The sequence below is a fragment of the Streptomyces diversicolor genome, assembly GCF_057537855.1.
Map to the genome: position 1 here is coordinate 57568 of NZ_BAAJXA010000010.1, position 13521 is coordinate 71088.

Consider the following 13521-nt stretch of genomic DNA (forward strand, 5'->3'; position numbering starts at 1 on the left):
GACAACGACACCCCGCGTTCTGTGACATCCCACCCGGTGCCCCAGGTCACCGCGAGGCCGTTCTGCCGGCGCTCGGCACGGCGGGCGGCGGGCAGCGGGCGGCGGCCCATGAGGTGCCGGAGGACGGGGTTGACCGGATTCGCCATCGCCTCGACCGTACGGGCCATGGCCCGGCTCCGCCGCTGAGCAGACCATGGAGTACACGACAGGTCCGCACCGGGGAGGCGATGGTGACAGGAAACGGCAGGGCGGGGGAATCGGACCGGACGCTGTCCGCGCGCTTCGCCCATGACGGCTTCGCCGTCCTCGACGGCGCCCTGACCCCCGCCGAGGTGGACCGGCTGCGCGCGGAGACGGTGGCGATCTGCCGCGGTGAGCGCGGACGGGTGGGCCGCGCCCCCGCGCTCGCACCGGAGTGGGACGACGACGCGGTGCTCCGCCGCCACCTGTGCGTCCACTATCCGCACAAGCTGTCCGCGCTGGTCCGCGACACCCTGGGCCATCCGGCGCTGGTCGCCGCCCTCACCGAGGTCATCGGGCCGGATGTGAAGGCCATGCAGTCGATGCTGTTCATCAAGTCCGAGGGCAAGCCCGGTCAGGCCTGGCACCAGGACGAGTTCTTCATCCCCACCCGCGACCGGTCGCTCACCGCCGCCTGGATCGCGTTGGACGACGCCACCGTCGAGAACGGCTGCCTGTGGGTGCTGCCCGGCTCCCATCGCCGGGGTGTCCTCTACCCCGACCGCGAGCATCACGACCCGCGCTACGACTGCACGGTGGAGCTGTACGGCTTCCCCTACACCGAGGCCGACGCCGTGCCCGTCGAGATGCCGGCCGGCTCGGTGCTGCTGTTCAACGGCTATCTGCTGCACAAGTCGCTGCCCAACTCCGGCCGCCACGGCTACCGCAGGGCACTGGTCGGACACTACATGTCCGCGCGGTCGCTGCTCCCCTGGCAGCCGCCGGGCCCCGGCGAGCACATGGGTCAGGCGGACTTCCGCGACATCGTGATGGTGGCGGGGCAGGACCCGTACGCCTACAAAGGCATCGCGGCCATCCGCGAGCCGTATCTGCGGCCCGACCGCGAGGGCGGCTGTGACCGCTGAGAACGGCCCGCGGTCCGCTGACCGACCGCGGCTCGTCGACCGGCTCGGGCCCGCGGTCGGGGACTACCCGCCCGGCGCCGTGTTCGGGCCGCGTACGGCCGTGAACTTCGAGTTCGTCTGGATCATCCGCGGCCGGGCCCGCTGGACCTGCGGCGAGACGGTCCAGGATCTGCGGCCCGGGACACTGCTGCTGGTCCGGCCGGGGATGCGCGATCACTTCGCGTGGGATCCCGGCGGCTTCACCCGCCACGGCTATGTGCACTTCGCGCTCCCCGCCGAGCCGGGCCAGGAACGCTGGCCGCTGGTGCGCGACCTCGGCGGGCGCGAGGACCCCATGGCGGCCCTGTGCCGTTACCTGCTCTGGCTCGGCACCGAGCGTCCCGACGGCTGGCGGCACAGGGCGGCCGGGGTGCTGCGGCTGCTGCTGTCCGTCTTCACCAAGGGCCCGCTGCCCGCGCCGGGCGGGCCCCGCGACCAGGTGCCCGCGCCGGTGGCGGCCATGGCGGCGTATGTACGCGAGCGGTGGTCGGGCGGCACCGCCGAGCCGCTGACGCTCGCGGAACTGGCGTTGGCGGCAGGGGTGTCCGAGAGCACCCTGTGCCGGTTGTTCCGCCGGCACTTCGGCACCGGTCCGGTCGCCGCCGTCGAGTTGCTGAGGCTCGCACGGGCCGAGCCGCTGCTGTGGCTGAGCAACCTGAGCCTGCGGGCGGTGGCGCAGCAGTGCGGCTTCGCGGACGCCTACCATCTCTCCCGCCGGTTCAAGGCCGTGTACGGCGTGACGCCCAGCGCGTTCCGGGCCGCGGGCCCCGAGGGCGCGCCGCCCGTGCCGCCTGCGGCGCCGGGGCTGCGGGCGCTCATCTGGCGGGAATGAGCCGGACGGCGTCCGCCACCACGTACCCGTCGGCCGCGTCGCTCAGCTCGACACCGCCGCCGGTGCCGGCGTCGAAGCGGTGGGTGCCCAGGGACACCCACTGCCCGCCCCCGGAGCGCTGGTCCACACGGGTGGTGTGCGGGCCGTCGGCGGAACGCACCGTGTAGGGGGCGTCGGAGGCGCGGTTGGGGTCCGCGGTGTAGCGCACCTGCACCTCGTAGCGGCCCGCCTCGGGTACGTCCGGCCACCAGCGGGCGACCGCGGAGCCGTCGCCGGCCGGGTGGATGCGGTAGCTCTGCCCGTAGAAGCCGGTGGTGCCCGTGGCCCTCGACCACTGCCCGGCCTGCGCGAAGCTGAACAGCGAGTCGTCGTCGGCGATGACACGGGGCGGGTCGGCCGGGTGGGCGGCCCGGGTCAGGGTGAGCTGGTCCGGGGCGATCACCGTGCCGCCGCCGCGGCCCGGACCGGCCAGGGTGAAGCGGATCCGGTGACGTCCCGCGGACAGTTCCTCGCTGCCCAGGGACACCACCTGGTAGCCCTGGAGCGAGGAGAGCGTCGCATCGACGCGGCCCGCGGGCAGCGTCCTGCCGTCCACGCTGACCTCGGCGAGACCGCGGTCGGCCGCCCGCTGGAGGCGCACCGACAGCTCGAAGCGGCCGGGGCGGGGCGTGCGGAAGGGGATCTCGACGTAGTCGCCCGACTGGTGCGCCGCGTAGCGCAGCACCCTGCCGCCCTGGGCGTTGGCGTCGGCGACGGTCTCGGCGGCGCTGCCCGGCGCGGTCGTCGTGCCGGGGCGGCCCGCGAGTTCGTACGCGCGCGAGGTCAGGCCGGTGCCGGGGCCGCCGCGGTCGCGTCCGCCGGTCAGCCAGGCGAGGTCGAAGCGGGCGAGGGCGATCCGCTCGGGGAAGGCCGGGCTGGTGCCGTCCCGGCCGTAGACGAGCAGGACCGTGCCGTCCGAGAGCCGGGCCAGGTCGGAGTAGTAGGACGGGCCGGCGTGTACGACCTTGTGGTAACGGAAGCTGCGGCCCTCGTCGTAGCTCACGGAGACGGTGAGGTTCTCGCGGGCCGAGGCGTCGGGGCGGGAGAACAGGAGCCGGTCGGGGCCGCCGTCGTCGGGGCCGCCGCTGTAGCCCAGTACTCCCGCGTCGATGGCGACGAACTCGCGGGTGGCGCCGTCGAGTACCGGCTCGGACCAGGTGCTGCCGCGGTCCGTGCTGGTGGCCGTGATGCGGTAGCGGGTGCCGCCGGCGGCGGCACGGCCGTTGACGACGACGGTGCCGTCGGCGCGCTGGTAGACCCGGCTCTCGTTGACCGGGTAGTCCGGGGAGACCGGCACCGGCGCGGTGGCCTGCCAGGTCCTGCCGTGGTCGTCACTGGAGAGCATGGCGAGGCCGTACATCCGCTCGGCCGTCGTGTGGCCGGTGATCGTGCGGCGGTGTGCGACCGGCACCAGCAGCCGCCCGTCGGCGAGTTGGGTGCCGTGCCCCGGCCCGGCGCCGTGCAGGGTCCAGTCGTAGGCGTTGGCGTCGAAGAGTCCGGTGAGGTCACGCGGCGCGCTCCAGGTCCGGCCGGCGTCGGCGCTGCGCATGACGTGGATCGTCGAACGGTCCGCCGAGCAGGTGGTGTTGCCCTCGTCGCGGGTGGTGCTGCTGACGAAGAGGTAGACGGTGCGGGTCTTCGTGTCCACGACGGGCGTCGGGTTGCTCCACGACTCGCCGTCGGCGGCCGGCACGATGACGCGGCTCGCCTCGAAGGTGCGGCCGCCGTCGGTGCTGCGCCGCATCACGATGTCGTGCGGCCCGGCGTCGCAGGCCGTGAGCCGCCCTTCGGCGAACACGAGCACCCTGTCGTGGGGCAGCACGGCGAGCCCTTGGACGTGGTAGTTCACATGTGTCCCGTCGGTGGAGTCCCACAGGGTCGTCTCGGTGACGTGCCCGGTGGTGGATCCGGCGTCCTGTGCGGAGCCGGGCGCGGGGACCGCAGCGAGCAGCAGGGCGAGCGCGGCCGTACAGGCCAGGCGCGTGAGCACACGGATCACGGGCTGCTCCTTGCGGGGACGAGGTGTTCGGACAGCGGATCCACGTACGCGGCGAGCGCGGTGCGTTCGGCCGCGGTGCAGGCGGTGAAGGGCGGCGCGGCATGGGCGGGGCAGAGCCCGCGTGCGGCGAGCAGTTCTTTGATGACGGGGACGCCGCGGCGGACGCGGTGCACCCCCAGCAGCTTCGTCACGATGTCCTGCCATCGGTCGGCCGCCGCGGCGTCGCCCGCGCGTACGGCCTCGTACAGGGCCACGACCGGGCCCGGCGCGGCGTTGGCGATGCCCGGCACGATGCCGTCGGCGCCGCGCCGCAGCGCCGGTGCGAGCGCCGTCTCCGCGCCCTGGCTCACGCCGGTCGCGGGCAGCCGCGCCGCCCGGGCCAGCAGATGGTCGAGCAGCGCGGGGTCGCCCGAGCTGTCCTTGATGCCCGCCACATGGTCCAGAGCGAGCACGGCGTCCACGAGGTGGGGGGTGAACGGGCAGGCGTAGGCAGGGGCGTTGTACGCGATCACGGGCACGCCGAGGTCCTTCAGCGCCGCGTAGTGCGCCACGATCTCGTCGTCGCGGTGGGCGAAGTACAGCGGCGGGCTCAGCACCAGCGCGTCCGGCCGCGCCGCCCGCACGGCCTCGGCGCGCTGCAGCGCCTCGGCGGTTCCGGGAGCGGTGACGTTGACGAGCACCGGCCCGTCGGGGCGCAGCGCCCGCCAGCGCGCCGCGACGCCGGCCGCGAACGCGCCGATGCGGTCGGTGGGGACGAGGGGTCCTTCGCCGTTGCTGCCGAGCAGCATCAGGCTTCGCACGCCCGCCCGGTGCAGTTCCTCCAGCAGCGGCTGGGCGTGCGCGGCGCTGGGGATGCCGGGCCGCTCCATCGGGGTGACGAGCGGCACCATGACACCGCGCAGCAACGCGTGCCCGTCGGTCACGTCAGTGCCCCTCCTCCTTCTCACAGGTCTCTCGCAGTTCTCATGTTTCTCACGTTTCTCGGAGGCGTCTCAGACGGTGATGCGCACCGCGGTCCCGTTCCCTGTGGTCAGGCGCACCGTCCCGTCGGCGGCGACGCGGCTGGTGTCGACGTGTCCTTCGACCTGGGTGCGCGCCGGTGAGCCGGGGGGTGCGGGCACGCCGAACACCACCTCCGCCTCGGGTCCGTGGACCACGGCGCGTACCTCGCCGGGGGCACGGACGTACTCCTCGATCACCGTGCGGGGCGGGGCGTCCAGCAGCGGGGCTCCGTCGAGGGTCACCCGCAGGCGGTGGCCGGCCTCGACGGTGAGCGGCCCCTCGCGCAGCCGCAGCCGGCGCAGGGCCGCCGGCCTGCCGGGGTGGCCGAAGCGCCAGCCGGCGGGCAGCGGGTCGGCGAGTTCCTGCATGGCCAGGTACGCCAGGAGGTTGCCCCAGGTCAGCAGGTAGTCGGAGCGGGCCTCGAAGAAGTGGATGTCCTCGCCCGGGGCGGAGGGGTAGTTCTCGTGGACGTGGCCGTGCTCCTCCCACTCCCGGCGGAACATGCCCAGCAGTTCGTCCGCGATGGCGGCGGCCCGCTCGCGCAGCCCGTAGCGGCGCAGCCCTTCGACGGCGAGGAAGGCCACCGGGCCCCAGACCCGGCCGCGCATGTAGTGCCGGTCGTACCCGGGGTCGCTGCGTGACACGCTCGGCAACGGCGGTGAGCCGCCCAGTAGTTCGGGGTGCAGCAGGGTTGCGGCAAGGCGCTGCGCGCGCTGCGCCGAGGGGGTGCCGGCCAGCAGCGGATAGAGCATGGACGGTGCCAGGTGGCGGTCGAAGCCGCCGTCGGCGCGCAGATTGCGGTGGTGTCCTGCGGCCTCGTCCCACATGCGTTCCTCGATCCGGGCGGCGGTGGCGGCGTGTTCGGCCCGCAGCCGCCGTTCGGTCCGCGCGTCTTCGAGCAGGCCCGCGATGTCCGCGACGGCCTCGGCGTCGGCCGCGTGCAGGGCGTTGAGGCCGACGTCGGCGAGGTCCATGGTGTGGGTCCGCGGGTCGTAGGCGATCTCGTCCCACATCGGGGAGTCGTCCATGCCCGACTCGCGCTTGGTGCTGTCCGCGGTGGCCGACGCGGGATCGTCCGTCCGGTCGGAGCCCCAGGCGAGCAGCCCGTGCGGGCCGCGCCGGGCGCGCGGCCACCAGTCGTGCCAGTCCCGGAGCACGTCGTACGCCTCGGTCAGCAGACGGCGGTCGCGGGTGGCGTCGCACAGGCCCGTGCTCCGGTACGCCTTGAGGACGGTGTACGCGCCGACGGGTGGCTGCGAGCGGTCGTCGGTGCGGCCCCGGTCGTCGGAGACACGGTTGGGTACGAGGCCCCGCGGGGTGGCCTGTTCCAGCATCTGACCGAAGATCCCGCGGGCGTAGTCGGGGTCGATCCAGGCGGCGGTGAGCCCGGAGAAGAAGGTGTCCCAGCAGTGCAGGGCCCAGGTGCCGTAGAAGCCGCGCCGCTCGCGGCTGACGAAGTCGCGGGAGGTCGGGGTGATGACGCGGGCGCCGTCGGAACGCAGCACGGTGTTCCAGGTGAGCGAGCGTGTGTACCCCTCTCCCGCGCGGCCGAGCAGACCGGAGGTGGCGAGGGCCGCGGCGTCCGCCGTGCGGCCCGCTTCGTCCAGGTCCGCGTCGAGCGGGTGGGCGCCCCCGGCCGGTGCGCAGCCGAACCGCAATTCCGCGACGTCGAAGTGGAGTTCTCCCGGCGTCTCGAAGACGGCGGGCGCGGACAGGTCCGGTCGCCGGCCGCCGGTGAACCCGTCCGTGCGCAGCACGATGGCGTGCCCTGCGGCGTCCCCGCTCAGCTCGGCCGAGCCGGACAGCACGCCCGGAGCGGTCCTGGCGAAGCGCAGCCGCAGCCGGGCCGCGCCGCAGCAGTCCTCGGTGCAGTGGACGGTGACCTCGGCGTAGGCGCCGTCGACCGTGTGGTGGCCGAGGCGGACCAGGCCGCGGCGCCAGGTGAAGTCGTCGATCACGCGGCCGTCGGGCGTGCGGATGCCGGCGCGGATGCGGATGCCGGAGGGCGGGTGCACCACGGCGGTGTGGTAGCGGACGTCCCAGGTGTTCCAGTCGTCCGGGGCGGGTCGATGCATGGCGGTAGGTGTCCCTTGCACGGTGCGGTCGGTGTCCCTCAGACGATGAAGTCGAGTGCGGCGTCGAGCAGCATGCGGGTGTAGGCGTGCCGGGGCGCGGTGAAGATCTCCTCGGTCGGGGCGCACTCGACGATCTCCCCGAGGTACATCACCGCGACCCGGTCCGCGATCTGCCGCACCACGCCGAGGTCGTGCGAGATGAACAGCAGCGACAGCCCGTGCCGGCCGCGCAGTTCGGCGAAGAGCCCGAGGATCTGCGCCTGCACGGACACGTCCAGCGCGGACACCGCCTCGTCGCACACCAGCAGCGCGGGCCGCAGCGCGAGCGCGCGGGCGATGCTGACCCGCTGGCACTGTCCGCCGGACAGTTCGCCGGGCCGCCGCCCCGCGACGGTCCCATCGAGGCCGACCTGGTCGAGCAGGCCGCCGACCGCCCGGTGCCGGTCGCCCTCGGGTGCCGCTTCGGGGTGGGCACGCCACGCCTCCGCGATGATCTTCTCGACCGGCATCCGGGGGTTGAGCGACGACTTGGGGTCCTGGAAGACCATCTGCACGGCCCGCCGCTGCGCCGGCGGCCAGCGGCTCGGCTTGCCGACCGGTACCCCGCGGAAGGCGATGCTGCCGCTGTCCGCCCGGATCAGCCCCACGACGGCACGGGCGAGCGTGGTCTTGCCCGAGCCGGACTCCCCGACGAGCGCCACGATCTCCTCGGCGCCGACGTCCAGGTCGACGCCCTTGACCGCGGCGAGCCGCGCGCCCCGCCGCCGGGAGGCGTAACTGACGTGCAGGTCCCGCACGGTGAGCAGTTCCTCCACTCAGACCAGCTCCTCGGCGTAGTGGCAGGCGCTCGTGCGCTCCTTGGCGACCGGCCGGGGCCGCGGCACCTGTTCCCGGCAGCGCTCGCGCGCCATGGGGCAGCGGGTGCGGAAGGCACAGCCGGCGGGCCGGGTGAAGGGTCCTGCGGGCGTGCCGGGCAGCGGGTCGGTGAGCGGCGTCTTCACGTGGACGGTCGGCACGTTGCGGATCAGCGCCCTGGTGTACGGGTGCGCCGGCCGGCGCAGCACCGCACCGGCCGGACCGGTCTCGCACACCCGCCCCGCGTACATCACGACGATGGTGTCGGCGGTGTGCGCCATCACCCGCAGGTCATGGCTGACCAGCAGCATCGCCATGTGTTCCGCGTCGCGCAGCCGGCGCAGCAGGTCGAGGATGCGGGACTGCACGGTGACATCGAGCGCGGTGGTCGGCTCGTCGGCGAGCAGCAGCCGTGGCTGTCCCGCGAGCGCGAGGGCGATCATGGCGCGTTGCCGCATGCCGCCGGAGAACTGGTGCGGGTAGTCGTCGACCCGGGACGCCGCCCGTGGGATCTCCACCCGCTCCAGCAGTTCGACGGCGGCTCTGCGCGCCGCGGCCCGCGACCGGCCGTCGCGGCGCAGGATCTCTCCGACCTGCCGTCCGATGGTCAGCACCGGGTTGAGCGCGGCGAGCGGGTCCTGGAAGACCATCGCCATCTCGCGCCCGCGCAGCCGGCGCCGCCGGGTGGCGTCCAGTTCCAGGGTGTTCTCGCCGTCGTAGCCGATCCGGCCAAAGGCGGTGGCGCCGTCGGGCAGCAGGCCGATCACCGCGAGGGCGGTCATCGTCTTGCCGCTGCCCGATTCGCCGATCAGTCCGGTGGTACGGCCGCGAAAGACGGCGAAGCCTACGTGGTCGAGTACGTCGACCTGCCCGCGTGGACCGGGCAGCCGCACCACCAGGTCCGCGACGTCGAGCAGCGGGGTCATGAGACGGTCACCCCGGTCAGGTCCGGCTGGAAGGCCGGGCTGGTCTTCAGGCCGTGCACGTCGTCCCGCCAGGCGTAGGCGATGTTGACGAACATCGGGTACATGCCGACCGCGTCGTCCCAGATGATCTTCTGGGCCTCGCCCCACAGTTTGTTGCGTTCGTCCGCGGCGGCCGTGCCGCCGGCCTTGGCGAGGATCGTGTCGAGGTCCGGGTTGCAGTAGCCGGTCCGTTTGGCCGCGCACGGGTAGAGCCGGCCGAGATTGCCGGCGAGGTCACCGGTGTCCAGGGCGAGGGACTGCAGATTGATGTCCCACCTCATGCCGAGCAGATCATCGAGGAAGACGGCCTTCTCCTTGTCCCGCGGCTCGGCCTTGACCCCGATCTTGGCCAGGTCGGAGGCGACGGCCTGCGCGAACTGCCGGAACTCGGCTCCGGAGAACTGCAGTTCATAGGTCTTGGAGTAGTCGAAGCCGGCCCGGTCCAGCGCCGCCTTCGCGGCCCGGGGGTCGTAGGCCACGGGGGTCTGCCGGGCGTGCCCCGGCACCCCCTGCGGCACCGGCGAGTCGGCGGGACGGCCGGTGCGCGGGTACAGCGAGGAGATGATGCTGTGGTAGTCGATCGCCTGCCACAGCGCCCGCCGCACCGCCGCGTCCTTGAAGGCGGGGCGGCCGGAGTTGAACCACATGGTGTAGACGGCGAAGCTCGGCACGGCCTTGACGGTGATCTCGCCGGTGCCCTTCAGCTGGTCCAGTTGGTCGTCGGGCAGTCCCCAGGCGGCCTGCACCTCGCCGGTGCGCAGCGCCGCGACCCGCGCCGAGATCTCCGTGATGGTGCGGAACACGAGTCTGCGCAGCTTCGGTCGGGTGCCGTAGTAGTGCTCGTTGGGTACGAGGGTCAGTCGCTCGTTCGGCTTGAAGCTCTGCACCTTGAACGGCCCGGAGCCGGTCGGCTTGGTGAAGAAGCCTTCCCTTTCCGCCTGGCCCGCGGGGGTGACGAAGAGGGCGGTGAGCTTGCCGAGGATGCTCACGTCCGGTTTCTTCGACTCCAGCACCACCCGGCCCGGGGAGGGTGCCTTCGGGGTCACGTCCGCCCAGGAGGCGGCCTGCGGCCCGTTGAGGCGCGCGATCCGCTTGACCGAGTCGACGACATCGGCGGAGGTCAGTGCGGAGCCGTCGGAGAACTTCACGTTCTTGCGCAGGTCGAACGTCCAGGTCCGGCCGTCCGGCGAGGTCTGCCACCGCGTCGCGAGGTCCGGCTCGTAGCGCCCGTCGGAGAGTGTCACCAGCCGGCTGAAGATCTGCCGGCCGGCGGAGGCGGTGGCCCCGTCGGCCCGCGGGCTGTGCGGATCGAGGTTGACCAGCGGCCAGTTGGGGGCGACGGTCAGCTCGCCCGCCCCGCCCGCGCCCCCGCCGGATGTGCCGCCGCACGCGGCCAGTGTGAACAGGGCGATCACCGTCGCGGTACCGCGTGATGGCAGTCTCATGCCTGCTCCTTCTCCAGCGGCTCAGCCGGTGCGGCGAGCGCTGCCGAAACGATGGGTGAGCTGGTCACCGAGCAAACCCACGCCGATGACCAGGAGGGCCAGGGCGAGCCCGGGGAACGCGGAGATCCACCAGGCGGTGGCGAGGTACTCCTTTCCGAGCGCGATGGTCTGCCCCCAGGACACGGCGCTGTTCGGCAGGCCGATGCCGAGGAAACTCAGCCCGGCCTCGGACAGGACGATCAGCCCGAACTCAAGGGTGGCGAGGGCCATCACGGGTCCGGCCACGAACGGCAGCACGTGCCGCAGCAGCACCGCCCGCCGCGGCAGCCCCAGCACGCGCGCCGCCGCGACCCACTCACGTTCCCGCAGCGAGAGGGTGGAGCCGCGTACGACCCGGGCGAAGGCGATCCACCGGGTGACGGCAAGGGCCACCACCACGGTCGTGAAGCTGCGTCCCATGACGCCGGAGATGACGATGGCGAGCAGGATGCCGGGGAAGGCCAGCTGGATGTCGATCAGCCGCATCACGACCGCGTCGACGAGTCCGCGCGCGTACCCGGCCACGAGCCCGCACAGCACCCCGAACACCCCGGCCACGACCGCCGTCGCCGTGCCGACGACCAGGGAGGTGCGGGCGCCGTGCACCAGTTGGGCGAGCATGTCGCGGCCCAGCGCGTCGGTGCCCAGCCAGGCGGTGTGCCCGGCGTGGGTCGTGGCGCCCGGAGCGAGCAGCCGGTCGCCGACGTGGGTGGCGGTGGGGTCGTAGGGCACGAGCAGCGGCCCGAAGACCGCCAGCAGGACGAAGCCGCCGACCAGGAGCGCCGGGATCCGCGCCATCGGCGAGGCGCCGCGGACGGCGGACCTGAGCGGGCGGGTGACCTGGGTGAGCGCCGTCATCGCCGCACCTCGATCCGGATGCGCGGGTCGAGCCGTGAGTACAGCAGGTCGGCGGCGAGGTTGAGGGCGACCACGATCGCGGCGATGAACAGCGCCGCGGCCTGCACCACGGCGTAGTCACGGCCGGCCACCGACTCGACGACCATCGTGCCGAGGCCGGGCCAGGCGAAGACGTTCTCCACGATCACGGCGCCGCCCAGCAGCGTCCCCATCTGCAGCCCCACCACCGTGATCACCGGAATGAGGGAGTTCTTCAGGGCGTGCCCGAACAGCACCTGGCCCTCGGTGAGCCCCTTGGAGCGCGCGGTCCGGATGTACGGCTCGGACATCGCCTCCACCACCCCGGTCCGGGTCAGCCGCCCCACCATCGCGGTGAACGGCAGCGCCAGCGTGACCGCGGGCAGCACCAGGTACCGGGGCGAGCCGGCGCCCGAGGTGGGCAGCAGCCCCAGCGTCACCGCGAAGAGGAGGACGAGCATGATCCCGACCCAGAACGTGGGCAGCGACTGCAGCAGCAGGGTGAAGCCGGAGACGAGCCGGTCCACGGGGCCGCCGGGGCGGCGGGCCGCCAGCACCCCGAGCGGCAGGCCGATGACGACGGCGATGACACTGGCGGCGCAGGTCAGTTCGAGGGTGTTGGGCAGCGAGCCGAGCACCGCGTCCACGGCCGGTTCGTCGAGCCGGTAGGAGGTGCCGAAGTCGAGCGACAGGGCGTGCCAGAGGTAGGTCGCGTACTGCGTGAGAACGGGGTCGTCGAGACCCATCCGGGAGCGGACCTGCCGGATGTCGGCCGCCGAGGCGTCGGGGCCGAGCAGCAGCGTGGCCGGGTCGCCCGGGGCCAGACGGACGATGACGAACATCAGGGTGACCGCGCCCCAGATGACGAACAGACCGATGAGGACCCGGCGTACGACGATGCCGGTCACGACCGCCGCTCCGCGCCCGGCACGGGTCCGGCCGTCGCGCCGCGGATGAACGCGCACGGCACCAGCAGCGTGCGCGCCTCGGCTTCGGGCGTGTTCAGCAACCCGATGAGCAGATCGACCGCGTCGCGGCCCATCTGCTCCCGGGGGATGGCGAAGCGCATCCAGTCGCGCGGCGGCGAGCAGTACGACGGCGGGTCGCCGAGCACCGCGACCGAGCAGTCGGCCGGCACCGCGGCGCCGGCCTTCTCGGCCGCCGCGCACAGGGCGGCCGCCGCCCGGTCGTCCTCGGTCGGCTCCACGACGAAGGCGGTGACGCCGTCGTCCAGCCATGTGCGCACCAGGCCGGGCCGCAGCTCGCCCGGCTCGGTGACGAGGTGGACGCCTACGGGTTCGAGCCCCGCCCCCTCGCCGACGGATTCGAGCCCCGCCCCCTTGCCGACGGGTTCGAGTCCCGCCTCCTTGAGGCCCCGCCGGAAGCCGCTCAACCGGTCGCGGGTCGGCTCGGCGTCGCCCGGCACCTTCAGATAGCGGATGCGGCGGTGCCCGAGCTTCGCCAGTTCGGCGACGATCCGGCTGGTCGCGGTCGCGTAGTCCGCGGCCACATAGCTGATCCGGGCGCCCTCGACCTCACGGCGTCCGATGAAGACGAACGGGAAGTCCTCCTCGGCCAGCCGGGCCAGCTCGGCCCGCCGCAGATGCCGGCCGAGCAGCACGCAGCCGTCCGCGACCTTGAGCCGGTTGGCCCCGCCGGCGAACAGCCCGCGCTCGCGGGCCGCCCCCGCGGAGGTGAACAGCACCAGGTCGTAGCCGCGCTCGGCGGCCTCCGCCTCGACGCCTTGCAGGAAGGGGTGGTAGAAGTCCCGGTGGTCGGTCGGGAAGACGGCCTCGAAGGTGTAGAGGCCGAGCATCTGGTTCCGGCCGCTCTTCAGGCTGCGGGCCACCGGGTTGGCGACGTACCCCAGCTCACGGACCGCGTCCAGCACCCGCTGCCGGGTGGCCGGGGCGATCTGATAGTCACCCGAGACCCCGTTGATCACCTGTGAGACGGTCGCCTGGGACACTCCGGCCTGCCGCGCGATGTCGATCTGCGTCGGCCGACGCCGCTTGCGTTCTTCAGCCACGCGGTTCCCCAATACGTATTGAGCCTGCGGGGAACGTAGGAGCGCACCGTCGAGGCGTCAAGTGCCCTGTACCGAAGCGGAATTGGACACTCCCGCGGCACCTGCGCATGCGGGGCCGGCCCAGGCGGTGGGGTCACCGGGTGGGCCGTGGTGTCACCGGGTACACCCAGGACCCGCCGCTCAGCCCTCCTGCCGTACCGGCCGCTCCGGCCTAGCGTCG

General features: G+C 73.3%; 11 protein-coding genes. 2 read left to right on the forward strand and 9 right to left on the reverse strand.

Annotated elements, in window-relative coordinates; genetic code table 11:
* The first annotated feature begins 227 nt into the window (after nt 1-227).
* Both AC27LF_RS13955 and AC27LF_RS13960 read left to right on the forward strand, forming a co-directional pair.
* Nucleotides 228-1106, forward strand: a complete 879-nt coding sequence (locus tag AC27LF_RS13955) for a phytanoyl-CoA dioxygenase family protein (protein ID WP_479660799.1) — start codon at nt 228-230, stop codon at nt 1104-1106.
* Nucleotides 1096-1977, forward strand: a complete 882-nt coding sequence (locus AC27LF_RS13960; RefSeq protein ID WP_479660798.1) for an AraC family transcriptional regulator — start codon at nt 1096-1098, stop codon at nt 1975-1977. Before AC27LF_RS13955 ends, AC27LF_RS13960 begins: the two co-directional genes overlap by 11 nt.
* Here the strand turns inward: AC27LF_RS13960 and AC27LF_RS13965 are convergent.
* From AC27LF_RS13965 to AC27LF_RS14005, 9 genes are all read right to left on the reverse strand, one after another.
* Nucleotides 1961-4015, reverse strand: a complete 2055-nt coding sequence (locus AC27LF_RS13965) for a golvesin C-terminal-like domain-containing protein (RefSeq protein WP_479660797.1) — start codon at nt 4013-4015, stop codon at nt 1961-1963. The two genes, AC27LF_RS13960 and AC27LF_RS13965, sit on opposite strands and share 17 nt — an antisense overlap.
* Nucleotides 4012-4938, reverse strand: coding sequence for a dihydrodipicolinate synthase family protein (locus AC27LF_RS13970; protein WP_479660796.1), 927 nt, complete (start codon nt 4936-4938; stop codon nt 4012-4014). The genes AC27LF_RS13965 and AC27LF_RS13970 overlap by 4 nt, the downstream gene beginning before the upstream one ends.
* 69 nt (nt 4939-5007) lie before the next feature.
* Complete coding sequence (locus AC27LF_RS13975; RefSeq protein WP_479660795.1) at nt 5008-7092, reverse strand: amylo-alpha-1,6-glucosidase; 2085 nt, start codon at nt 7090-7092, stop codon at nt 5008-5010.
* A gap of 38 nt (nt 7093-7130) precedes the next feature.
* Nucleotides 7131-7907, reverse strand: coding sequence for an ABC transporter ATP-binding protein (locus AC27LF_RS13980; protein ID WP_479660794.1), 777 nt, complete (start codon nt 7905-7907; stop codon nt 7131-7133).
* Entirely contained in the window at nt 7908-8873 is a 966-nt protein-coding gene (locus AC27LF_RS13985) for an ABC transporter ATP-binding protein (RefSeq protein ID WP_479660793.1), read from the reverse strand.
* Nucleotides 8870-10357 carry an ABC transporter substrate-binding protein gene (locus tag AC27LF_RS13990; RefSeq protein ID WP_479660792.1) on the reverse strand — a complete coding sequence of 496 codons (1488 nt, stop codon included), beginning with the start codon at nt 10355-10357 and terminating at the stop codon, nt 8870-8872. Before AC27LF_RS13990 ends, AC27LF_RS13985 begins: the two co-directional genes overlap by 4 nt.
* A gap of 21 nt (nt 10358-10378) precedes the next feature.
* A complete protein-coding gene (locus AC27LF_RS13995) occupies nt 10379-11254 on the reverse strand; it encodes an ABC transporter permease (protein WP_479660791.1) in 876 nt (291 codons plus the stop codon).
* The gene (locus AC27LF_RS14000; protein WP_479660790.1) at nt 11251-12180 is read right to left on the reverse strand and encodes an ABC transporter permease; all 930 of its coding nucleotides are present in this window, start codon (nt 12178-12180) and stop codon (nt 11251-11253) included. Before AC27LF_RS14000 ends, AC27LF_RS13995 begins: the two co-directional genes overlap by 4 nt.
* Entirely contained in the window at nt 12177-13301 is a 1125-nt protein-coding gene (locus AC27LF_RS14005) for a LacI family DNA-binding transcriptional regulator (protein ID WP_479660789.1), read from the reverse strand. Before AC27LF_RS14005 ends, AC27LF_RS14000 begins: the two co-directional genes overlap by 4 nt.
* Between the last annotated feature and the right edge of the window lie 220 nt (nt 13302-13521).

Bases quoted from the DNA above. Each gene is read 5' to 3' on its own strand.
- AC27LF_RS13955 (WP_479660799.1), top strand. From the start codon at position 228: ATGGTGACAGGAAACGGCAGGGCGGGGGAATCGGACCGGACGCTGTCC.
- AC27LF_RS13975 (WP_479660795.1), bottom strand. From the start codon at position 7,092: ATGCATCGACCCGCCCCGGACGACTGGAACACCTGGGACGTCCGCTAC.
- AC27LF_RS13995 (WP_479660791.1), bottom strand. From the start codon at position 11,254: ATGACGGCGCTCACCCAGGTCACCCGCCCGCTCAGGTCCGCCGTCCGC.
- AC27LF_RS13985 (WP_479660793.1), bottom strand. From the start codon at position 8,873: ATGACCCCGCTGCTCGACGTCGCGGACCTGGTGGTGCGGCTGCCCGGT.
- AC27LF_RS13990 (WP_479660792.1), bottom strand. From the start codon at position 10,357: ATGAGACTGCCATCACGCGGTACCGCGACGGTGATCGCCCTGTTCACA.